The organism is Vibrio sp. Isolate23 (genome assembly GCF_022398095.1).
In the GTDB taxonomy this organism is placed as follows: Bacteria; Pseudomonadota; Gammaproteobacteria; order Enterobacterales; family Vibrionaceae; genus Vibrio; species Vibrio coralliilyticus_A.
Map to the genome: position 1 here is coordinate 99,588 of NZ_JAKEUV010000011.1, position 22,966 is coordinate 122,553.

General features: G+C 45.6%; 21 protein-coding genes, 3 tRNA genes, 2 rRNA genes and 1 riboswitch. Of the genes, 5 read left to right on the top strand and 21 right to left on the bottom strand.

All coding sequences use genetic code 11. From position 1 onward, the window contains the following. Positions 1 to 60: 60 nt before the first annotated feature. The 3 genes from L1D31_RS19910 to ftnA all read right to left on the bottom strand — a co-directional run bounded on the left by L1D31_RS19910 (position 61) and on the right by ftnA (position 2,287). Positions 61 to 1,254, bottom strand: coding sequence for an NAD(P)/FAD-dependent oxidoreductase (locus L1D31_RS19910; RefSeq protein WP_239838754.1), 1,194 nt, complete (start codon positions 1,252 to 1,254; stop codon positions 61 to 63). A 107-nt stretch (positions 1,255 to 1,361) separates the two neighbouring features. Further along, positions 1,362 to 1,685 carry a universal stress protein UspB gene (gene uspB, locus L1D31_RS19915; RefSeq protein WP_239838755.1) on the bottom strand — a complete coding sequence of 108 codons (324 nt, stop codon included), beginning with the start codon at positions 1,683 to 1,685 and terminating at the stop codon, positions 1,362 to 1,364. Positions 1,686 to 1,759: 74 nt separating this feature from the next. After that, entirely contained in the window at positions 1,760 to 2,287 is a 528-nt protein-coding gene (ftnA, locus tag L1D31_RS19920; RefSeq protein WP_239838756.1) for a non-heme ferritin, read from the bottom strand. Positions 2,288 to 2,442: 155 nt separating this feature from the next. Between ftnA and uspA the strand changes: the two genes are divergently transcribed. Further along, the gene (gene uspA / locus L1D31_RS19925) at positions 2,443 to 2,868 is read left to right on the top strand and encodes a universal stress protein UspA (RefSeq protein ID WP_239838757.1); all 426 of its coding nucleotides are present in this window, start codon (positions 2,443 to 2,445) and stop codon (positions 2,866 to 2,868) included. Between the two features lie 56 nt (positions 2,869 to 2,924). Continuing rightward, positions 2,925 to 3,806: a carboxylate/amino acid/amine transporter gene (locus L1D31_RS19930; protein WP_239838758.1), complete on the top strand. Its 882-nt coding sequence runs from the start codon at positions 2,925 to 2,927 to the stop codon at positions 3,804 to 3,806. Between the two features lie 34 nt (positions 3,807 to 3,840). Here the strand turns inward: L1D31_RS19930 and L1D31_RS19935 are convergent, their stop codons facing one another. The 3 genes from L1D31_RS19935 to L1D31_RS19945 form a co-directional block, all read right to left on the bottom strand. Next, positions 3,841 to 4,404 carry a hypothetical protein gene (locus L1D31_RS19935; RefSeq protein ID WP_239838759.1) on the bottom strand — a complete coding sequence of 188 codons (564 nt, stop codon included), beginning with the start codon at positions 4,402 to 4,404 and terminating at the stop codon, positions 3,841 to 3,843. 101 nt (positions 4,405 to 4,505) lie between these two features. After that, the gene (locus tag L1D31_RS19940; RefSeq protein ID WP_239838760.1) at positions 4,506 to 5,285 is read right to left on the bottom strand and encodes a class I SAM-dependent methyltransferase; all 780 of its coding nucleotides are present in this window, start codon (positions 5,283 to 5,285) and stop codon (positions 4,506 to 4,508) included. A 53-nt stretch (positions 5,286 to 5,338) separates the two neighbouring features. Next, on the bottom strand, positions 5,339 to 8,485 hold the full coding sequence (locus L1D31_RS19945; protein ID WP_239838761.1) for an EAL domain-containing protein: 3,147 nt from the start codon (positions 8,483 to 8,485) through the stop codon (positions 5,339 to 5,341). Between the two features lie 96 nt (positions 8,486 to 8,581). Here L1D31_RS19945 and asnC point away from each other — a divergent pair, with 96 nt between their 5' ends. Beyond that, positions 8,582 to 9,046 (top strand): transcriptional regulator AsnC, encoded by a 465-nt coding sequence (asnC, locus tag L1D31_RS19950; RefSeq protein ID WP_239838762.1) that lies wholly within the window; start codon positions 8,582 to 8,584, stop codon positions 9,044 to 9,046. 35 nt (positions 9,047 to 9,081) lie between these two features. Here the strand turns inward: asnC and L1D31_RS19955 are convergent, their stop codons facing one another. Together L1D31_RS19955 and L1D31_RS19960 are read right to left on the bottom strand one after the other, a co-directional pair. After that, positions 9,082 to 9,366, bottom strand: coding sequence for a hypothetical protein (locus L1D31_RS19955; protein ID WP_239838763.1), 285 nt, complete (start codon positions 9,364 to 9,366; stop codon positions 9,082 to 9,084). A gap of 84 nt (positions 9,367 to 9,450) precedes the next feature. Then, positions 9,451 to 10,611 (bottom strand): multidrug effflux MFS transporter, encoded by a 1,161-nt coding sequence (locus L1D31_RS19960; RefSeq protein WP_239838776.1) that lies wholly within the window; start codon positions 10,609 to 10,611, stop codon positions 9,451 to 9,453. Positions 10,612 to 10,753: 142 nt separating this feature from the next. Between L1D31_RS19960 and L1D31_RS19965 the strand changes: the two genes are divergently transcribed. Beyond that, on the top strand, positions 10,754 to 11,695 hold the full coding sequence (locus tag L1D31_RS19965) for a LysR family transcriptional regulator (RefSeq protein WP_239838764.1): 942 nt from the start codon (positions 10,754 to 10,756) through the stop codon (positions 11,693 to 11,695). 89 nt (positions 11,696 to 11,784) lie between these two features. Further along, the gene (locus L1D31_RS19970) at positions 11,785 to 13,572 is read left to right on the top strand and encodes an aminopeptidase P family protein (RefSeq protein ID WP_239838765.1); all 1,788 of its coding nucleotides are present in this window, start codon (positions 11,785 to 11,787) and stop codon (positions 13,570 to 13,572) included. Positions 13,573 to 13,669: 97 nt separating this feature from the next. Here L1D31_RS19970 and thiH read toward each other — a convergent pair whose 3' ends face one another. From thiH to L1D31_RS20035, 13 genes are all read right to left on the bottom strand, one after another. After that, a complete protein-coding gene (thiH, locus tag L1D31_RS19975) occupies positions 13,670 to 14,782 on the bottom strand; it encodes a 2-iminoacetate synthase ThiH (protein WP_239838766.1) in 1,113 nt (370 codons plus the stop codon). A 17-nt stretch (positions 14,783 to 14,799) separates the two neighbouring features. After that, positions 14,800 to 15,567 carry a thiazole synthase gene (locus L1D31_RS19980; protein ID WP_239838767.1) on the bottom strand — a complete coding sequence of 256 codons (768 nt, stop codon included), beginning with the start codon at positions 15,565 to 15,567 and terminating at the stop codon, positions 14,800 to 14,802. Positions 15,568 to 15,572: 5 nt separating this feature from the next. Then, complete coding sequence (gene thiS / locus L1D31_RS19985; protein WP_239838777.1) at positions 15,573 to 15,782, bottom strand: sulfur carrier protein ThiS; 210 nt, start codon at positions 15,780 to 15,782, stop codon at positions 15,573 to 15,575. A gap of 32 nt (positions 15,783 to 15,814) precedes the next feature. After that, on the bottom strand, positions 15,815 to 16,576 hold the full coding sequence (locus tag L1D31_RS19990) for a HesA/MoeB/ThiF family protein (protein ID WP_239838768.1): 762 nt from the start codon (positions 16,574 to 16,576) through the stop codon (positions 15,815 to 15,817). Beyond that, the gene (thiE, locus tag L1D31_RS19995) at positions 16,570 to 17,799 is read right to left on the bottom strand and encodes a thiamine phosphate synthase (protein WP_239838769.1); all 1,230 of its coding nucleotides are present in this window, start codon (positions 17,797 to 17,799) and stop codon (positions 16,570 to 16,572) included. The genes L1D31_RS19990 and thiE overlap by 7 nt, the downstream gene beginning before the upstream one ends. A 2-nt stretch (positions 17,800 to 17,801) precedes the next feature. Next, entirely contained in the window at positions 17,802 to 19,742 is a 1,941-nt protein-coding gene (gene thiC / locus L1D31_RS20000; protein ID WP_239838770.1) for a phosphomethylpyrimidine synthase ThiC, read from the bottom strand. Between the two features lie 138 nt (positions 19,743 to 19,880). Next, positions 19,881 to 19,979, bottom strand: a riboswitch (TPP riboswitch). 69 nt (positions 19,980 to 20,048) lie between these two features. Next, complete coding sequence (crcB, locus tag L1D31_RS20005) at positions 20,049 to 20,432, bottom strand: fluoride efflux transporter CrcB (RefSeq protein ID WP_239838771.1); 384 nt, start codon at positions 20,430 to 20,432, stop codon at positions 20,049 to 20,051. Between the two features lie 110 nt (positions 20,433 to 20,542). Then, a complete protein-coding gene (locus tag L1D31_RS20010; protein ID WP_239838772.1) occupies positions 20,543 to 21,925 on the bottom strand; it encodes a multicopper oxidase family protein in 1,383 nt (460 codons plus the stop codon). 235 nt (positions 21,926 to 22,160) lie between these two features. Then, positions 22,161 to 22,237, bottom strand: a tRNA-Trp gene (locus tag L1D31_RS20015). 171 nt (positions 22,238 to 22,408) lie between these two features. Then, positions 22,409 to 22,485: transfer RNA gene (locus L1D31_RS20020), tRNA-Asp, on the bottom strand. Between the two features lie 73 nt (positions 22,486 to 22,558). Continuing rightward, positions 22,559 to 22,635 (bottom strand) — tRNA-Asp (locus tag L1D31_RS20025). A 31-nt stretch (positions 22,636 to 22,666) separates the two neighbouring features. Further along, positions 22,667 to 22,782, bottom strand: a 5S ribosomal RNA gene (gene rrf / locus L1D31_RS20030). A gap of 92 nt (positions 22,783 to 22,874) precedes the next feature. Further along, positions 22,875 to 22,966 (bottom strand): 23S ribosomal RNA (locus L1D31_RS20035); the annotation flags it as partial.

The window sequence follows — 22,966 nt, forward strand, 5'->3', positions numbered from 1 at the left end:
TAGGCCAATACGCAAAAACGGAAGAGCTCCCTACTCTTCCGTTTTTTTATTAATGAGAATTTATACCCACTGGCCAGCAACAAAACCTGAGCTCCAGCACCACTGGAAGTTGTAACCTCCGAGCCAACCTGTCACATCCATTACTTCACCAATGAAATACAGGCCTTTAACATCCTTGCATTCCATCGTTTTTGACGACAAGTGATCAGTATCAACGCCACCTAGCGTTACTTCTGCAGTGCGATAGCCTTCTGTTCCGTTGGGCGCGATGGTCCAGTTTTCTAGCTGCTGGGTAATCTGTCTCAGCTGATGAACGCCAAACTGCTTGAGTGGCAGATCGGTCAGCACTTTACGTTCAATCAGCACTTCCACTAAGCGCTTCGGCAAAACTTTGGCTAAGGTATTTTTCAGGCTTTGGTTCGGGTGCTTTTCCAAAGAGCGGATCAGCAAAGTATCAATATCTGCATCCGGTACGAGATTCACAGTTACCGCTTCGCCTGGCTTCCAGTAGGACGAGACCTGTAGGACAGAAGGTCCAGATAATCCGCGATGAGTAAACAGCAAGGCTTCTTTGAAGGTTGTATTGCTTTGTGTGGTGATTTCGACAGGAATCGCGATACCGGACAGCTCAGCGAAACCCTCTTTATCTTCTTTGTGTAAGGTAAATGGCACCAAGCCCGCCGTCGTCGGCAACACAGGCAAGTCAAACTGCTCTGCGACTTTGTAGCCAAAGGGCGTCGCGCCCAGTTTTGGCATCGACAATCCACCAGTCGCCACCACCAATGACTGGCATTCAATCACCTCGGTATTGGCGTGCAACTCAAAGCCCGTATTGGTTTTTTCAATATGGTGAATATCCTGACGATAGCGTTGCTCTACCGTCGGCAAGTCACACTCTGCCAACAACATTTTGACGATGTCTTTCGCATCGCAATCCCCGACACAGAACAGCTGGCCATGGTCACGCTCTTCAAACTCGATTTCATGCTTGTAGATCATCGAGATAAAGTCCCAGTTGGTGTATTGGGCCAATGCTGATTTCACGAAGTGCGGATTACGACATAGGTAGTTTTTGGCTGAGACATCGTAGTTAGTGAAATTACAGCGACCGCCGCCCGAGATGAGGATTTTTCGGCCCGGTTTTTTAGCGTGATCCAGCACAAGCACTTTTCGCCCACGCTTACCTGCTTCTGCAGCACACATCAAGCCAGCCGCACCTGCACCGATGACGACCACATCAAACTTTTCCGTCATGACCTTTTCTCAACCAAAATCCAATAAAAAAGGATGTGCGTTTAGCACATCCTTAGCCAGTTTCGGCGCTATTCTAACGGCAAATGCAGCGCTTGCCAAATCACCCGTTATAAGATGAACGCCGCAAATAGCGTCACTCCAAGCAGTGAGGTTGAGAGAATAAAGAGCTCTCTCACTCGCTCACATTTACCGGTAAACACTTCATCGTGATGATGGTGGTACTCTTTGCTCTTCAGGTAATGGAACAGCCTCACTTGTTTAGTGACATTACCATGAGTGGTAAAGAAGCCATTTCCGTCGACTTGCTGATAGAGCAGCGGATGCGCTTCACGCATGATGTAGATAAGAGAACGCAGCGCAGTTAGATACCTAGCCATATTGACTAGAGTCACTAGCATCAGCGTGAATAGAATAGTATCAGCATTGATCATCTTTTCCTCCCTACACCTTCTATACGAAGCCCAGAAGAAAAAGACGATCTGCCTAGAAAGTCTTTAGCTGAACATTATTCAGCAGGGGCATCCATGATAGAAGATGAACCTTCTTTCGCTAGAGCCGCTAGGTCTTTGTCAATGAAGAACAGTGCTTTACCATCTTCACCCACTAACTCTAGCTTGTCTAAAATCCCTTTAAACAACTTCTCTTCCTCGTGCTGCTCAGCGACGTACCACTGCAAGAAGTTGAAAGTAGAGTAATCTTGAGATGTAAACGCTAAATGAGCCAGCTTATTGATTTTTTGAGTAATCATCTGCTCATGCTCATAGGTTTCACGGAAGACGTCGCCTAGGCTGCCGAACTCATGTTTTGGAGCATCAATCGCCCCTAGAATTGGCATCGCGCCTGTTTCGCTCACGTAAGTGAATAGTCTTTGCATGTGCTCCATTTCTTCTACGGCATGCGCACGTAAAAATTCAGCAGCACCTTCAAAACCGTTGTCTTCACACCAAGCACTCATTTGTAAGTATAGATTGGATGAGAAAAATTCGAGATTAATTTGCTCATTCAATTGATCAACCATTGCCTGTGAAAGCATTTATCACTCCTAATTAACTCGATGAACTTCAATGAACTATATCATTTCCACACCATAACACTTTGACGAATGAATGTGGATCTGAGATCACCACGGCAAAAATGTTCTCACCTTAGTGCTAACCTATAATCAGATACCTAAATGGAGGTAGCACTATGAGTTATCAACATATTTTAGTTGCTGTAGACCTATCTGAAGACAGTAAAATCTTAGTAGATAAAGCGGTAGCCCTTGCCAAACCTCTCGGCGCCGATGTCTCGTTTATTCATATTGATGTCAACTACGCTGAACTGTATACCGGCTTGATTGACATTAACCTCGCCGAAACCCAGCATCAGGCTATCGAAGCCTCTCAGCAGCAACTGCAGAGCTTTGCTGAGCACGCCAATCACCCTATCAAGCACACCTTAGTTGGTAGCGGTGATCTAGGTAATGAGCTGTGCGATACCATCAAAGAGTTCAACATCGATTTAGTGGTATGTGGCCATCATCAGGACTTTTGGAGCAAACTGCTGTCTTCCACCCGACAGCTGATCAATTGCTCTCCGGTCGACATGTTGGTCGTGCCACTTAAAGACTGATCGCGGCTGACTTTTGGTATAGACTGCAGAACAGTTGTTGATAATGAGTATTAATCATGGGTTATCTATCTGCAGTCACCCTGTTGTGGGCGTTCTCGTTTAGCCTGATTGGCGTTTATCTCGCTGGTCAGGTTGATTCTTGGTTCTCTGTGCTAATGCGCGTTGCGCTCGCCAGCTTGGTGTTTATTCCATTCCTTAAGTTTAAAGGAGTTGATAAATCGCTAATCATTAAGCTGATGACCGTGGGCGGTTTCCAGCTTGGTTTAATGTATTGCTTCTACTACCAGTCTTTTCTTTTACTCTCTGTACCGGAAGTTCTACTGTTCACCGTATTCACACCTATCTACGTCACCTTGATTTACGATTTACTCAAAGGTCGATTCTCACCTTGGTATCTCGTCACTGCCGCTATCGCGGTGGCGGGCGCGGCCTTCATTAAGTTTGCAGGTATCAATGAAAACTTCTTGATCGGCTTCCTCGTTGTGCAAGGTGCTAACGTATGCTTTGCCATCGGTCAGGTGGGCTACAAATATCTGATGGAGAAGCAACCGGTTGATTTACCCCAGCATACTGTTTTTGGTTATTTCTACTTAGGGGCTCTATGTGTTGCTTTGGTGGCGTTTGCGCTGATGGGTAATATCGACAAAATGCCAACCACCAGCACGCAGTGGGGCATTCTGATTTATCTAGGTCTAATTGCTTCTGGTTTTGGCTACTTTGCCTGGAATAAAGGAGCGACTATGGTGAACGCTGGTGCACTAGCGGTGATGAATAATGCGCTGGTTCCTGCTGGGCTTATCGTAAATATAGTGATTTGGAATCGAGACGTTGACCTCACCCGCCTAGCAATTGGCGGTGCGATCATCATGCTGTCGCTATGGATAAATGAAACCTGGGTCAAACGTAAAGTCGCCCAGAGTTATCAAGCCGCAAGCTAAACAAAAACGCTCTCCAGTTGGAGAGCGTTTTTTATCAATGCATATTGGGTGTCGATGCCGATTCGAACATCTCTGGTGGTAGGTTCAAGGCAGGGTTTTGACTGAGACGAGCCTTGATTTTAGCTTCATGCTTTTGCAGTTTGTGTTGCTTCTTAGCCAGCTTTAATAGCTTCTTCTGCTGCTTGTAGTGTTTCTTAAGCGCTTTCTTAGCCTGCTTAATCGCTTTCTTATCGGATAAGTCCAGCGTCAGCTCATCGGCAGTGGTTTTGGCTTCTATAGACACCTTAGGCTGCGCTTTCTCTTTAACTCGCTCCACAACGCGGCGCACCGCTTGGGACTTCTCTTCAGAAAGGTGAGGTACTTGAGTCTCTTGAGGTGGTAAAGCTTCCGCTAGTAAACCACAGGCGCGTTGCTGCTCTATAGGTTTGCTCTGGCATTGCTGAGGAGGGATGGCGGCAGGCTTGCACAAAGAGGTTTTCTCTGCTGAAGAACGAGCACAAGAACGACAGACGAACTTAGGTGCGACCACCAAACGATGGATTTCATTCAATCCATCAGCAATTTGCTTGCGATTCATCTTACAAAGTCGTTTAGCCATGCTACCACTCCAGCTAAGAATACGAATAATTCTTAGTATGATATACCTGTATGGTGACGATTAAGCAAGCACTAAATAACGCTGTAAAACACGATTGAGTGCTAAGTCATTGATGCATTCACATAAACGTCAAAACGATTTTTTTTCGTCTCAATAGCCATCGCGGGCTTTTGCCCATTCAGCCACTCTGCGTAGTCAGGTCTCTTAACCACCACCCTTTTACTCGCAAGGGCTAACGCAGGTTCTAACAGCTTATCAGCATCCAGATCGGCCCCGACCAGAGATTGAAAAACTCGCATTTCCTTTTTGACCAGTGCACTCTTCTTTTTGCCTTCTGGATGTGGGTACATAGGGTCTAAGTAAACCACATCAGGCTTGGTAAACTCTGCGTCGTTGGCTAGAGATTCTAGGGCGTTATGGCTAGAAGCATGAAGCAGAGACATTCGCTCACTGACCCAGTCTCCGATTTCTGGGTTCTGCTTTGCTCGTTCCAATCCATCATCTAACAAGGCTGCCACAACAGGGTGACGTTCCACCATTTGTACTTTACAACCTAGTGAAGCCAGTACAAACGCATCACGGCCCAACCCCGCCGTACCATCGAGCACTGTGGGTGTCACGCCTTTATTTAAACCGGCAGCTTTTGCAATCGCCTGCCCTTTTCCACCACCAAACTTGCGCCTGTGAGCCACTGCACCACCCGCTAAATCGACGAAGATAGCGCCCAACTTAGGCTCATCGACTTTACGCAGCTCTAAGCGTTCCGCAGTCAGAACCAGCGCAAAGGCGCTTTGTTGATCATGCGACAGCCCCCAACGCTGAGCCAACTGATTCAGTTGCTCATTTCGGTTCGGATCTTCACTAATGAGTTGTAGCTGCACGATAGGCTCCATAGGAGTGGTCAAATTCTCGGGCGCCAGTGTAATGGATTTTGCTAGTTGACACTATGCTTGTCAGTCAGCAGCTCATCGACCAGCTCTTCAAGTGGTTTGGGTTTGCCAATCACGTATCCCTGAGCGTAGTCAACTTCCAACTCGACTAAGAGGTCGATGATACGGCTATTTTCAACAAACTCGGCAACGGTTTTCTTACCCATTTGCTTTGCCAGGTCATTGATTGAGCGAACCATCAAGTGATCAACTTCATTGACATCGATATCTCGGACAAATAATCCGTCAATTTTAACGATGTCGACTGGCAATTTTTTCAGATAGCCAAATGATGACAAACCAGAGCCGAAATCGTCGAGCGCTATCTTACAACCAAGCTGTTTAAACTGAGTAAACAGATCTATTGCCTGATTCATATTACTCATTGCCGCCGTTTCAGTAATTTCAAGACAGATTTTTTCACACGGTACAGGGTTGTGCTGCAGCTTATCTAGTAGGAAAGCAATAAACTCCTTATTGCCCATCGAGTGCCCTGATAGATTGATTGAGCACATGCCAAGATTCGCCAACGCCACGGGATTGGCAGCCAGCCAATCTAAGGTTTGAGTCACCACCTGTTTATCAAGCAACTGAGCAATGTTGTAGCGCTCAGAGGCAGGCATAAAGATGCCCGGAGAAATGTATTCACCTGCCGCGTTACGTATACGGATCAGGATCTCAAAATGCATCAGCGACTCTTGTTGGTTTAGCGCTAATATTTGCTGAGCAAACAGCTCAATGCGCTGATTCGCCAGTGCATTGTGAACCAAACTGACACATTCCATTTCCTGTTCACGACGGCGCAAATCAGCGTCACCTTGGCAGTAAAGATTGAAACGGTTGCGCCCTTCTTCCTTCGCCGCGTGACAAGCTGTATCAGCCTGCGCATGAACCATTTGCGGAGAATCAGCGGTATGATCAATCAAACGAATTCCTATCGAACACGTCAGGTTGAGACGAATCTCATCCCAAACAAAAGGTTGCTCACTAAGTGTCATGATAATCGTATTGGCAACGTTTTTAGCATCACGCTCAGTACAGTCTTTGAGTAGCACAGCAAATTCATCCCCCCCCATTCGCGCGAGAATGGCGTTATACGGTAAGACCTCTTCCAGCATACTAGCGCAGAACTGGATGGCGGTATCTCCGGCCTCATGGCCCGCCGTGTCATTGAGCACCTTAAGCTGATCGAGGTCCAAATACAGCATGGCATGAGTACGTGTATAGCTTTCCACTTCCAATAATGACTTTGCCAGCTCCATCTCAAAGTGATTCCGGTTAAACGTCCCTGTCAGCAAGTCGTGACGAGCCTGATACTCTAATTGCTCTGCTAACTGCTTAGTTTCGGTAATATCTTCACCAACGATCAGCAAGTGCCCTGACTCAACAAGCGGGCGAATATTTTCACGGATCCACACCGGTTTGCCATCGGCATGACGGTACTCAATTTCTCGCCGCCAAACGCCACGCATTGCTTGTTTCGGCTGTAACAATACCTGACGAGGGATAACCGCATCTTCATGTAGGTAGAACTCTCTTAGCCGGTGCCCGAGTACTTTGTCTGATGAATAACCAATCAGTTGCTCAGCAAATTGGTTTACCTGCTGAATACGGTTGTGCTCATCAAGCGTAATCATCATCACAGGCTGCTGGTCGTAATAATGACTAAGGTTGGCCTCTCTCTGATAGAGACGTGCCTCTGTGATTTTCCTTGAGGTGATGTCACGAGCTTCCAATAAATACTCCGCTCCCTGACCCATTTCGGGTAGAGGCTTGAGTGACATTTCAAGCACCATGGTCCCCTGTTCGGTGTGCCAGATTTCAGCTTCAAACTGAGTATTCTGCTTCTGGTGTCGATCATTGAAGTAGCGTTTTAATTTATCTGCCGCATGATCTTCCCAGTGTTGGTGTTGCCAAATCGGCCGATCAACACTGAAATTCTGATGATAGAGGAGTTCTTGCAGCTTACTGTTGCTGGATATTGACCGCCCCTGTGCATCCAACAGGCCGATAAAGTGGTAGCTCTGGTCAAAGACCATCTCAAGCAAAGTTTGGCTCTCTTTGGCTAAGGATTCGCTTTTCTTAAGTCGGCTCAGGTAGTAAACCAAGGCAATGATGATCACCGACAGCAAGACAACCAGCCCAGTAATGATTCTCAGCTCTTTCTCATACCGAACCGCAAAAGGCAGCGGCTTATTGAATAGGGTTGTCGCGGCCTCTCCTTCAATGCCCAACCCCCATTTAACAACAGCTTGGTAATCCAGTTTGATTTCGGGAGTCGCCACTTCAACTTTAGGTAACGATTGATCGTCAGCTTTTAGCACTTTAAGAAGCTGTTTAGCCGTTTGCTGTCCTTGTGTTCGGCCATTGAGAATAACGCCTCCAACCGCACCATTGCCAAGCCCTAAGTCATGCACCATATATATCGGAGCATTAGACTCTCGACTGAGTTTTTTCCACTCCTGCTTCGTGGCTATCCGGCCTTGCTTATCTCGGTAATAGACCCAAAACAGTATGCTACTTTTGCTGTCAAGGCTGGCAGAAAAGTCTATCAGCTGCTGGTAGCTTTCCGGTACTAGTAGCTCAACCATTGGCTGATATTCACTATTGAGGGTCAGGAAATGTTCAACCTGTCGCCTAACCGCTTGACCTGTGACAGAGTAGTCACTGACAACATAAATCTTTTCCACTTGCGGCTGTATACGTTCAATCAAGGCAACATTACTATAGATATCAATATCTTCTATTACTCCCGTTGCTCTTAGTTGTGAATGCATTTGTGGTCTATAGTGGTTGATGCCACCAAATACCACAGGCGTATCACCAAGCTCGGGGGCCAGGCGTTGCATTAGGTTAAGTGCATTGTTATCACTCACTACAATAGCTGTGAAGATTTCCTGAGAAAACTTGGTTTGGTAAAGCTTATAGAGCTGTTCTAAGTAGGCTGGATTTTGTAATCGTTTTGAGTCGAGGTACACCACGCGCGTGGCAATATCTTCTCCTCTCAACACATCCTCAAGACCACGCTGAAATGCATCAGTCCAAAAAAAGCCTTGGTGATAAGAGTGAACAATCAGTACATCTTTGTCTTTGGCGTGAGCATAAGGGAGCGCCGCACAAAATACAGCTAGAAGAATCAGGCAAAAGCGCACTAAAATAGCTCTCAGATGAAGTTAGCAATTAGTTTAATAGTATCACTCTTGTTGATATTTTGAACTAAGGACATAGCGTTTTAAATAGGGATAAAGATGCAAGCTCACCATACCAAGCTCGATGACCTTGACCGTGCGATCTTAAAAACACTGATGGAAAATGCCAAAACTGCCTACGCGGAGATGGCGAAACAATTCGAGGTCAGCCCAGCCACTATCCATGTTCGTATCGAGAAGATGAAAGCGGCCGACATCATTCAAGGCACTGAGGTGATCGTTGATACCAAAAAGTTGGGTTACGATGTCTGTTGCTTTATCGGCATCAACCTTAATGCTGCTCGTGACTACCATTCGGCACTTGAGAAGCTAAATGCATTGGAGGAAGTGGTTGAAGCCTATTACACCACTGGAGCCTATAATATCTTCGTTAAACTGATGTGTCGCTCAATTGAAGAGCTCCAATTTGTTCTGATAGATAAACTTCAGGCCATCGATGAAGTTCAATCAACAGAGACTTTGATTTCTCTCCAGAACCCCATCAACCGTAACGTTAATCCATAAGCAAGAAGGCCTACATAATGCAGGCCTTCTTTATGCTATTTGGATTCTAGGTACTTTTTGAGTTCTTCGGCAGAAATGCCTTGTTCGGCAATCGTTTTTGCAATCGAAGCAACCTCTTCCCCTTTACGGTCTTCCACTACCTGTTGAAACTGATACACAATATCACGCAACATATGAAGTGGCACTTGCTTCGCTGCACTGCGAATACGCTCTCCACTTTGGTTACCCAGCTCGTTCAATAGTTTTCCAAACATCACTTTTTCCGGAGCATCTTCTAGTTGTTCCAGTACACGAGCCATTTCATAAGTTGTCATCGACATCGAGGTTTAATATCCACATTAGTTATTAGAAGTGAGGATCAAATATACAATGTTTTCTTAGTCGTTCAAAGCAATTAGACAAACTTACGCTATGGCAGCATGCCATTTTTTTCCTGCTTTACTCATCAATACAAAAATCCCTGGAACAATGATGAACATCTGCACCGCTATCATTACTTGTGGTTCCATTCCAAGTCGTTGCACGGTCCCGACAACAAGGCCAGAACCACTCATCTGGAACAAGCCAAGTAAAGCAGCCGCAGTACCGGCTTTGTCACCGAATGGCGCGAGAGCTTTTCCTGCCGCAGCGCCTAGCACCCATGCGAATCCGACCGAAGACATAAAAATCGGCAACATAAAAGCCATGGCCGTCGGTGTTTTAGCCATCGCTAGCATCACAATACCAGCTAGACCAAGGGTCATGATTCCTACAACTAGCGCTTTATGCGTACCATACTTATCCATAAATTTAGGCGCGGTCATACAAGCCGCAATGTTAATCACGGCGTTGATACCAAACCACAGAGTAAACTCGTTCATGCTCAGACCCAGGTTCTCCATCAACACCACTGGCGCTGATGTTACGTAAGCAAGAATCACGGCCATCGCGAGCATACACAGCGAAGCATGAAAGATAAACGAAGGTGTTTTGAGTACCGCCATATAGCGACTAGGACGAAAAACTGGTTCTTTACTTGGCGCAGGGTTGGTTTCCTTCATTTTCATGAACATCACAACCAACACGGTCAAGGCAAACCCAGCCATAAACGAGAAGTTAGAACGCCAACCAAATTGCTGAGTTAGCCAGCTACCAAGAATTGGCGCTAACGCTGGAATAAAGCAAATGGCACCATTCAAGTAGCTGATCATTTTGCCACTTTTTTGTGGCCCAAAAATATCGCGAACTGTTGCAAAGGCTGCTACCGATGTCGCGCACGCACCTAAGCCTTGTAGCAGCCTCGCGATTAGCATCCACTCAATCGTCTGAGCGCCCCACGCCAATAAGGCACTCAACGCATAGATACTAATTCCACCTAATGCAACAGTTCGACGTCCTACCATGTCTGCCAGTGGGCCTGCAAATAATTGACCTACACCCATAGCGAACAAAAACCATGTAATCGTATCTTGAGCCAGTGTGTGTTCCACGTGAAACGCTTGAGAAATCAGCGGTAAGGCTGGCAAATAGATATCAATTGCCAAAGGACTAAACAGTACTAGCAAAGTGAGTAGCACCATTTGCATTTTACCGTGATTTTGTTGATGAGCGGTTGGCACGAAGAAGACTCCCGACAAGAATTGATGAAATTGTTTGCAGTGTAAGCTAGTCTAGTTATGACATCCAATGACACATAATCATTAAAGATATTCCACATAGGAATTTCATATGAACATAGAAAAACTTGCCCGCCTCGACCTTAACCTTCTTGTATGCTTGAAAGTACTCTCAGAAGAGTTAAACGTGACTCGCGCTTCACATCGCCTATGCCTCAGTCAGTCGGCTGTGAGCAAGAACCTCGCAAAACTGCGTAATCAATTCGACGATCCTCTGTTTGTTCGCCACGCTCATGGCTTAAAGCCAACCCCAAAAACACTGTTCCTCAAACCAAAACTGGATAGCTTGATCCATCACCTAGAACAAATTACTCAGCCTGAACAATTCTCGCCAGACTCGAGTGACCATAAGTTTCAGATTGCCGCCGTGGAAAGTGTTTACCCATTAATTCTTCCTCATTTTCTACCGGAAATTTTTAAGCGGGCGCCAGGAGTGACCATCAGTACCCATTCATGGGCCGATCAAACCTTTCGTCAGATCCAACGCGGCGACATTGATCTCGGTATAACAGGTAAAGACATAGATATTAACGATGCAAAACTCACTATGCTTCCACCTAACGATATTTGCGAGCAGGAAATATACAGAGATAACCAGATGTGCTTATTGCGCCATAATCATCCAATTCTCTCTGGATACTGGAACCTAGAAGCTTACCTCGAACAACGCCATGTTCAGGTTCGTTGTGATGGTAATGATCGCTGGCTACTGGATTATCGCTTGGCAGACATTGGTAAAGAGCGGGATATTGCCATCACAGTACCTGACTTTAACAGTGCAGCCAGCCTTTGTTCCTATACGGACTTTATCTTTACCGCCCCGAGTCACTTTGTGAAGCTATCGTCTAAACAACTTGGTCTGACCGTCTTACCGCTGCCTTTAGAGTTTCCGCCAATGGCGTATACCTTGTTCTGGCATAGAGACCGAGAAAATGACCCTGCTTTGTCTTGGTTACGTAGAATAATCAGAGAAAAAACTACCGCATTGAGATGATTTGCAGGCTGACGGTAAAAGGAGTAGCTTATTGCCACATCGTCCGCTTTATAGAAAGGACGCGTGAATAAATGATGAAGGATTAATAGATGCTTACCACTACTGAACAACGTTTGGCAGCCATTCGCGAATGGCTGGTTCAGCACGATATTGATGCGTTGCTAATACCCCATGAAGATGAATACTTAGGCGAATATGTACCCGCTCATAATGAACGTCTGCATTGGTTAACCGGTTTCACTGGTTCAGCCGGTGCCGCGGTTATCACTCAGAGCAAAGCAGCGATGTTTGTTGATGGTCGTTATACGGTTCAGGTGACCAAAGAAGTCCCTGCAGACTTATTTGAGTATTGCCATTTAATTGAAGAACCAGCTCTAGATTGGGTTAAAGACCAGCTTTCCCTGGGGCAAGTTGTGGCGATAGATCCGCGAATGCACAACTCAGCTTGGCTATCCATGGCGCAGACAAAGCTTGCAGACGTATTGCAGCTCAAAGTACTCTCCAGCAATCCTATTGACGAGCTGTGGCATGACCGGCCGAAACCTGTGGTTTCAGACGTTCGTTTAATGCCAACGGAAGCGGTTGGTCAATCTTGCCAATCTAAGCGTCAGGAGATCAGTCAATTGGTCGCGCAATCAGGCGCTGATAGTGCCGTGATCACAGCACTAGATTCCGTTTGCTGGCTACTCAACGTACGCGGTTTAGATGTTTCTCGATTACCGGTTCTTTTATCACATGTGCTCTTACATACAGATTCAACACTGGAATACTTCCTTGACCCAGCTCGCCTGCCTAACGGCTTTGAACAGCATGTCGGACAAGGAGTTAGTGTTCATCATCCAGAGACACTCCAAGCACGACTTGAATCATTGGCGGGCAAGAGAGTATTGCTCGACCCAACGACCAGTAATGCATGGTTCAAATTAATTCTGCAAAACAGCGGCGCTCATGTAGTTGGTGCGGCAGATCCTTGCTTGATGCCTAAAGCTGCGAAGAATGAGACTGAAGTTGCAGGTATGAAAGCCTGTCATATTCGAGACGGTGTTGCGATGAGTAAGTTCTTGTGTTGGTTAGATGCACAAGTAGCTGCGGGCAACTTGCATGATGAAGCAACGCTCTCCGATAAATTAGAGTCTTTCCGCAAGCAAGACCCAACTCTAATGGATCTGAGTTTCGACACCATTTCTGCTGCGGGTAGTAATGCAGCCATGTGCCACTATAATCATGAGAATCAACCTGAACCTGGTAAGCTAGAACTCAATACACTTTATCTAGTCGACTCTGGCGGTCAGTATTTGGATGGTACAACGGATATCACGCGTACTATTGCTATTGGTCAACCAAGTGACGAAATGATTAAGCAATTCACGCTTGCTCTGAAAGGCCATATTGGTGTTGCTCGTGCCCGTTTCCCGAAAGGCACACGTGGTTATCAGATTGACACATTAGCACGCCAGCATTTGTGGGCAGAAGGCTATGATTATGACCACGGCACAGGCCATGGTGTTGGCCACTTCCTAAATGTTCATGAAGGACCTGCTAGTATATCGAAGCGACAGATTGATGTTCCTTTAGTCGAAGGGATGGTGCTTTCAAACGAGCCAGGCTATTACCGCGCGGATGCCTTTGGAATTCGTATTGAAAACCTAGAGCTAGTGGTTGAGACTGAAACCAATGGTGACTTTCCAGTTCTTTCGTTCGAGTCTCTAACTCGTTGTCCGATCGATGCAAGAAATATTGATGTTAATATGCTAACTAAGCCTGAGCTGGCATGGTTAAATGATTACCACCAAAAAGTTTGGCATGATATTAGCCCCTTAGTCGAAGGGGATGTAAAGGTGTGGTTAGAAAAAGCAACCCAACCACTGCACTACTGATTACTATTAGCAATCGATTCTTGAACTAAAGCTCTCCAATGGAGAGCTTTAGGTTTAAGCGTATCACTAATGTTCCACGTGAAACACTTTAAGCACTTCAGCCGGAATAGACTGAGTGCCAATCCCTCCATACTGGATCAAAGCCTTTGGCGCGAATCATCGCTTCAACCGAGCTTGCACTTCTCTCATCACTGATCTCGAACTGCTCCAATTCAGTTTCTTCTGATGCGTAGCCACCTGGTTGTGTTTTTGATGCTGCAGACATTGACGTAATACCCAGTGGCAAAACATTATCTCTAAAGTGTGCTGATTCACGTGTCGATAGAGAGAGTTCTACTTCAGGATTGAGTAATCGATATGCGCAAATCAATTGCACTAACTGCTTGTCACTCATCTCCGATTTAGGTTGCAATGCCCCCGCGCATGGTCTTAATCTTGGAAACGAAATTGAATAACGCGTTTGCCAGTATGTACGCTCTAAATAATCAAGGTGAGCAGCAACATAGAAGCAGTCAGTTCTCCACTCCTCCAAGCCGATCAATGCGCCAATACCTATTTTGTCTATGCCAGCTTTTGCTAACCGATCCGGAGTTTCTAAGCGATATTCAAAATCCGTTTTGTTGCCTCGAAGATGATGTTCCGCATACGTCAAAGGGTGATAAGTTTCCTGATACACCATGACAGCATCCAGACCTAATGATTTGAGTTCTGCGTACTGGTCTTGTTCAAGCGGCTGCACTTCCATCGCTAAGTAGTTAAATTTCTGTTTGATGATAGGCAACATCTCACGGAAGTACTTCATCCCCACTTTAGTTTCATGCTCACCTGTCACTAATAATATGCTATCAAACTTCATCTGTTTAATGGCATTCATTTCAGCTCTGACTTCTTCTTGATTCAGGGTTCGACGTTTGATGCGATTTTCCATTGAAAAACCGCAATAAGTACAAGCATTAGCACACAGATTCGACAAGTAAAGAGGAATATATAACGAAAGCGTATTGCCAAAGCGCTGTCTAGTTAAAGCATAAGACTGCTTGGCCATTGCTTCTATGTAAGGCTCTGCAGCAGGTGAAATGAGTGCCTTAAAGTCTTCTAGATCACGCTTTGGCTTAGCTAATGCTCGCTCAACATCTTGCGCGGTTTTGGCGTATATCGACATCGAAATGTCATCCCAATTTAGCCTGTTAAATTGGTCGGTAAAAGTCATTCTCACACCTACTCATATTAGAGATCATCAAGAAATGACGTCAAAGGGCTCGATGCAACAGCATGAGAGACTTGCCCAGCCAAGCCAGCTTCATAGGCTAATCGGCCAGACTCAACGGCCATCTTAAATGCCGTTGCCATTGATATTGGATCAGAGGCCGCAGCTATTGCTGTGTTTACAAGTACGGCATCCGCTCCCATTTCCATTGCTCTTGCTGCATGTGAAGGCGCGCCAATTCCCGCATCCACTACAACCGGCACATTAGCTTGGTCAATAATGATCTCAAGAAAATCATGGGAAACAATCCCTTTATTCGAACCAATCGGTGCTCCCAGTGGCATCACTGCAGCACATCCCACTTCCTCCAATCTCTTACACAGAACTGGGTCCGCATGGCAATATGGCAAAACCGTAAATCCGTCTTTCACTAGTTGCTCGGCTGCTAATAATGTTTCAATGGGATCTGGCATTAGATATTTTGGATCAGGATGAATTTCGAGCTTTAACCAGTTCGTTTCTAGCGCCTCTCTGGCTAAATGCGCTGCGAAAACTGCATCTTTCGCATTTTTCGCCCCCGAAGTATTAGGCAATAAATTCACTCCTGATTGGAGCAAAGGCTGTAGGATATCATCTTGGTGATCATGCACATCTACTCGCTTAAGTGCCATTGTAGCTAATTGAGAACCAGACGCCTTTATTGCGTTTCCCATTAAATACTTGCTGGCAAACTTTCCTGTACCCGTAAACAATCTTGAACTAAATTCTTTGTCTGCGATCTTCAGCATGACTATTATCCCCCGGCGATGGCCTGAAAAAGTGAAATGGTATCTCCTTCACTCAGACATGTTGTGCGCCACTCGCTACGAGGCACAACCGTATTGTTAATAGCAAACACACAGCCGATTTCTGGCAATGAAAATTGCTTAATAATGCTCTCTAAGTCCGACCCCGCACTCACATTATGAGGCCGTTCATTTACTATGATTTGTATTTCACTCATCATTTCGCTTCTTTATTAATCGGTTATAGCGCTTAACCTCTGCAAACAGCGCAATGTTTATCACGGGCAATAGTCATCACTTGCCATTCGAGAGTTAATCCGTTGAATAGATGGAGTTGACTCGGAAGAAAGCTGAACCTTCCCATTGCCAGCCTTTGTATCGCAGCCAGTGCTTGGTAGTTTCCCAATGTGCCTACAACAGGACCAACAACGCCACTATCGCTGCACTTTTTAGGTTGTTTTAGTTCATCAAAAGGATAAAGACAGCGATAGCACCCCATCTTGCTGCGCTCTTTTTGCGAATAATCAAATACAGCAAACTGGCCTTGCCAGCCCACGGCTGCGGCAGAGATAAGTGGCTTGCTCTGTTCGAAGCACACTGAATTGACTAATTGGCGCGTTTCAAGATTGTCCGTACAATCTAAAACAACATCGGCCAGCATAACTTCTAGAGCGAGCTGAGACTCTGAAAGCCGTTGAGAGATCGTGCGCAAGCTGATGCCCGAGTTTAGGGTACTCAACTGGTCTTGTATTGCCTTCGTCTTTTCCTCACCGAGGTTAGCCTCTCGATAAACGATCTGACGTTGCAAATTAGTACTATCTACCTTGTCATCATCAACAAGCACTATTTTTCCAACACCAGCCGCAGCTAGATATAATCCTGCCGCACTTCCCAAGCCACCACAGCCAATGACTAGGGCATGGGCTCGATTCAATTTGTATTGACCATCTTCACCAATCTCAGGTAATGACACCTGTCTGTGATAACGTAAAAACTCTTGGTCTGTTAGCACGTTGAGGACTCCTCCATTAGCCCTCTGAAGAATTGAACAGCATGCTCACATGAAGGCGCGTTGGTAATGGCACTAATCAGTGCCAAACTTGTCACACCACAGTCCCACACTGATTTGGCGTTTGCAGTGTTAATCCCTCCGATCGCAACGGTTGGTATCACAGCGATTCCATTAGCGGACATAGAGTTAACCAATTTCTGATATAGGGCTAAGCGGACCAAACCTTGTGGGCTGGACATCAATTGCTTGGTTTTTGTTGGAAAGATGTGACCCAAAGCTAAATAGCTTGGATTGAACTGTGCAACTCTTAGCAACTCAAAATAACCATGTGTAGACAGGCCTAAGCAGATATTGGCTTCTGCTAACACTTCAAGGTCAAGCTTCGCTAAGTCTTCTTGTCCTAGATGGACACCGAAGGCTTGATGCTCAATTGCTAACTGCCAGTGATCATTGATAAACACTTGTGCATCATACTGGCGGCCTAGCTCGATTGATCGAACAATCTGTTGCTCTAAATCGAGTTGTTGCGAGTCCTTAATACGCAGTTGTACCGTCTTAACCCCCATCTTCAAGAGTTTCTCGACCCAATCCGCGCTATTAACTACCGGGTATAACGCCATCGCAGATTTACACACAGTAGGAAATAAGAGTTGCTTCCTTTTAGTCCCACTATCAGTTTGAGTACCGGGGCTAATATCCTCAATAAGCGGAATAGGAAAATCTTCGATACATTCGGGCCATGTTTCACGTGAAACATTTATCATTGCCCGAGAAAGGGTCAATGCATCTTCAATCGTGAATTGCAATGAAAGTAGAACAATAACCCAAGATAAGTGATGTATTTCTTCGGTATCGGGAATATGATCCGAGCTTGCCAGCGCATTGCTACCATGGCCATGCAAATTAGCCCAAATATCTATTGATTGTTCTTTCTCTGCAATATTGAGATAAACGTGCACTGGAAACTTGGAAGGCACATACTCTGTAAGAGACAGTTGTGAGTAGTAGATGAGGTAGTAATCTAAATTGCCAACCGGAGAAGAACTGATTAAATCAGCTCCCAGAGCAATCGTGCTTTCGCCTTGAGTGATCTGAATAGTTTGAGCAGGGCTAATGCCCAACTCAAACTTATCGATTTCAAACCCTTGCTTCTTGGCCAGCCGCAGACACAACCCCACCTCGTGATGGAGTGTATCCATCATAGCTGGAATAAGGATTTTCACCGTTATCCCTCCGTGACCGAAGTTACTGCAGGGTGATAAAGCTCAGAGCCAGTCTCTCTAAACTCTTTAGACTTTTGACGCATGCCTTCCAATGGGTCATCAAGCAATTTGATTGAGATGGCTTGGTCCGCTGCGACTTGATCAATATCTTTTGCGTATTCTCGAACTTCCTGAGAGATCTTCATTGAGCAGAATTTCGGGCCACACATAGAGCAGAAATGGGCAACTTTACCCGACTCCTGGGGCAAGGTTTCATCATGGAGTGCACGGGCAGTATCAGGGTCAAGCGCAAGATTGAACTGATCTTCCCAACGAAATTCAAATCGAGCCTTAGATAAGGCATTATCACGAATCTGAGCACCTGGATGCCCTTTCGCTAAATCGGCAGCGTGAGCGGCAAGTTTATAAGTGATCAGTCCTGTCTTTACATCTTCTTTGTTAGGCAAGCCTAGATGTTCTTTTGGAGTCACATAACACAGCATTGCACAGCCATACCAACCAATCATTGCAGCACCTATACCCGACGTAATATGGTCGTAGCCGGGAGCAATGTCTGTCGTGAGAGGGCCGAGCGTATAGAAAGGCGCTTCATGGCAATGCTCTAGCTGCTCTTCCATGTTCTCTTTAATCATATGCATTGGCACATGCCCAGGGCCTTCAATGATCACCTGAACATCATACTCCCATGCGATCTTTGTAAGTTCTCCAAGCGTGCGCAATTCTGCAAACTGGGCTTCATCATTAGCATCTGCAATTGATCCAGGACGCAAACCATCACCAAGCGATAGTGCCACGTCATACTTAGCACAGATTTCACAGATCTCGCGGAAATTGGTATAGAGGAAACTTTCTTGATGATGAGCCAAACACCATTTAGCAATGATAGAGCCACCGCGTGAGACAATACCTGTAACGCGCTTGGCTGTCATAGGGACATAGCGAAGGAGTAAACCTGCGTGGATAGTAAAGTAATCAACGCCCTGCTCGGCTTGTTCAATTAAGGTATCGCGCATTACCTCCCAATTGAGGTTTTCGGCAACGCCGTTCACTTTCTCCAATGCTTGGTACATTGGTACAGTGCCAATTGGGACTGGGCTATTACGCAAAATCCATTCGCGAGTTTCGTGAATATTGCGACCAGTAGACAGATCCATCACTGTATCGCCACCCCAACGTGTCGACCAAACCAGCTTTTCAACTTCTTCCTCAATTGAGGAGGTCACAGAGGAGTTACCAATATTGGCGTTTACCTTCACTAGAAAGTTACGGCCAATGATCATAGGCTCAGATTCTGGGTGATTGATGTTTGAAGGGATAATAGCGCGACCTTCAGCGACCTCTCTGCGTACAAATTCAGCGCTGATTTCGTCTGGAAGATTAGCCCCAAAGCTTTGCCCTGAGTGCTGCTGATTCAGAACCTGATCTCGGTACTTTGCACGACCCATATTTTCACGTAACGCAATATACTCCATTTCAGGTGTAATAATGCCTTTACGTGCATAATGCAGCTGAGTAACACATTGGCCACCTTTAGCACGACGGATGCGTGGCAGGTTGCCATAACGAAGCTCATCGAGCGTTTCATCTTCCAGCCGTTGCTTGGTGTACATTGAACTCACATCATCGAGCACTTCTGTATCATTGCGCTCTTCTATCCACTTCTCTCTCAGCTTAGGTAAACCACTGTACAGGTCTATGATATGAGTAGGATCGGTATAGACTCCTGAAGTGTCATAAACCCTGATAGGCTCATTAGGCTCGAAAATCGGTTCTTCTTTTGTGCCACCAATAAGGCTATCAGCTAGAGTGATTTCGCGCATAGGCACACGAATATCTGGGCGTGACCCTTGTACGTATACCTTGCGTGAATTGGGGTATGGTTGTACCGAGAGAGAATCAATAAACTGTTTTGCTTCCAGTCTCGCTTGCTTGCGACTCGACATAGCATTTTTCCTTGCTTTGTTATTCTAGATAAAAAGATTTTGGATAAAAATGCTTGGCGGATAGATGCGACAAGAGGTATCAAAGTAATAAAGAAATGTATTACTTGAATGTAGATAGATCACAGGTGCGAAAATACAGTGATCTCTTCTCCTGTTCCCTTCGCAGATACTAATCTGATCAGGTTCAACGGATCCCGAATTAACGGTCTCAGCCTTATGGCACTCCGACAAGTAAAATCAGTATATAAAAACGGCCTGGTTAAACCAAGCCGTGTAGAAGAATATTAGCGAAACTTTACCCAAAAATTAGCTCTTAATCAGTATTTGAAAGCCAATCCAAGCCGCTGAGATACTAAGTATAACGTTTAATAGTACGTTGAGACCCATCTTAAAAAATGCACCTTGCTGCATGAGTAAGACATTATCCATGGAAAAAGTCGAAAAGGTCGTCAGAGCCCCAAGAAAGCCTAAGCCAACGATTTGTCGCCAAGGTTCGGTGGCCAACATTTCATTTTCAAATGCGGCAACCAATAAGCCCATGATAAACGACCCTACGACATTCACTGTTAATGTCCCATAGGGAAAACCACGCCCAAGTAAAACAACACACAGTTCGGAAATTAAATACCGAGAACACGCACCAAAGGCACCACCCAAAGCGATAAAACCGAGAATCGAAAGTTGTCCCATGGCACCTCCTGTCAATTTCTGCCGTATTGTATCTGGAATAAGGATTTTTTCGAATCAAAATCGCACTATATTATCCCAAAATAATTTTGAAATTTTAAAAGTTACAGGAGTCACTTTACTTCGATGTAACCCATTAATCCGGTTTTCATATGTTCAATGACGTGGCAGTGATACATCCATCGTCCTGGATTATCAGCAACAAATGCAGCCTTCGCACGGCCATTTTTACCTAACAATACCGTGTCAGTATGAAAAGGTTCTGTTACTTTCTTTCCATTCATTTCCAGCACAGTAAATGTATGACCATGGATATGGATCGGGTGGTGATACTGGGTGACGTTCTTTAAGTCAAAAATATAAGTCTTCCCCAATTCAAGTGTTGCCAAAGGTTCTGGAATATTATTTTTGCTCATTCCTTCCCATGACCGTTTATTGGTTAACCAGAATTTGGGCATAGCTTTACCATCTTTACTCGTTGGAGTGACCGCACCTTCCCACTCAAAAACAAAGTCAATTTCTTCAGCATTAGCCAAATCAAGCTGAGGCACTGGATTCAATGGTAACTTAGGTAGTTCCTGATACTCAGGCAAAGAAGATTTAACAACATCGAATTCACACAGAGGGAATGGGAAACGCCCCTTCATTTGACGGACATAAACGCGTGTTCCAGCTTGAGGAGCGATAAAACCGACATCAACCCTCATACCCGGTCCGATCTTGTGTTGAGAGAGCTTGTAGGGCGTTTTTACCGGGTTACCATCGATAGCAATAACCCAAGCGTCTGCACCATCAACTGAAATGGGGTAAGTGATGGTGTTATCTACGTTAGCGATTCGTAACCGTGTGATGGCTCTCTCTTTGAGTTGGTAGATTGGCTCGTGCACGCCATTAACACTGCTCCATTCACCAGGCGTTCCCATCCGTGCGCTAAGGCGCGGGATCATTAAATCTTTCCACTTACCTTGTTTATCAAGGTGCCAGTGTTTAAGCATCAATTCATGCTCTTCATCAAAGATAACAGGCTGGCTCTCTTCAACAATGATCAATCCTACCAATCCCATTCCAAGTTGCTTCACACTGTTCATATGGGGGTGATACCAGAAGGTGCCGGCATCAGGTGGTGTAAATTCATAGCTAAATGTCTCACCTGGCATGATAGGTGGCTGGCTAAGGAATGGGACGCCATCCATCTCAATAGGGATTCTCAGTCCATGCCAGTGGATAGTAGTCGGCTCTGATAGTTTGTTAGTGAATCTTATAGTAACTGGCTCGCCTTGGCGGCAGCGAATCGTAGGGGCTGGAATCTGTCCATTGAATCCAAGCACTTGGGTTTGATAGCCAGGCACTAATTCTGCAGTAGCAGGCTCAGCCGTAATATCGTAGACATAAAGGCCTTGCGAATCAGTAGACCGGTTCATTGAACAAGCAGGAAGTACACTAAGCGCAGAAATAGCGAGTGAGGATTGCAAGAAGCGACGACGAGAAATTTCCATATTCTGATAACTTTTATTGGTTCATTAGCAAAATGTAACAAACAATTAAGAATAATACTCACTAGAAAAGTAATTTTAATGGCACTTAATATCACTGGATAAATGACAATAAGAAAGAAAATAATGGCCAATGTCTTTGGCTATTGTGTTATCTCGGGCGAGTTACGGCTCTACAGATTAGACATTCATGATTGGAATGAAAAAGGCTCTAGTCTTTCGACTAGAGCCTTAAATATGGCAGGGGTGGAGAGATTCGAACTCCCAACACGCGGATTTGGAATCCGCTGCTCTGCCAATTGGAGCTACACCCCTAAATTTTCTACAATCAGGTTTGAATGAATTCGAACTCCCAACACGCCCTATCACAAGGTATCTGGGGAATCCGCTGCTCTTTATTCTTTCGAATTAGAGCTACACCACTGTAGAATCTTTTCAGATTTTAGATTCGAAAAAACCTCGCTATAAGCGAGGCTTCGAAATAAGTGGCGGAGCGGACGGGACTCGAACCCGCGACCCCCGGCGTGACAGGCCGGTATTCTAACCAACTGAACTACCGCTCCGCACTGGTTAGACTCTAAGTCTAAATGTAAAGCCTGGCGATGTCCTACTCTCACATGGGGAAGCCCNAATAAGTGGCGGAGCGGACGGGACTCGAACCCGCGACCCCCGGCGTGACAGGCCGGTATTCTAACCAACTGAACTACCGCTCCGCACTGGTTAGACTCTAAGTCTAAATGTAAAGCCTGGCGATGTCCTACTCTCGCATGGGGAAGCCCCACACTACCATCGGYGCTATTGCGTTTCACTTCTGAGTTCGGCATGGAGTCAGGTGGGTCCACAACGCTATGGTCGCCAAGCAAATTCTTAATTCGGAAAGCTGTTTTAAGTTCTSTGTTTACACATTCAATTCGTTCTTGCTTTGAGTCCATCAAAACCCTTTGGGTGTTGTATGGTTAAGCCTCACGGGCAATTAGTACAGGTTAGCTCAACGCCTCACAACGCTTACACACCCTGCCTATCAACGTTCTAGTCTCGAACAAC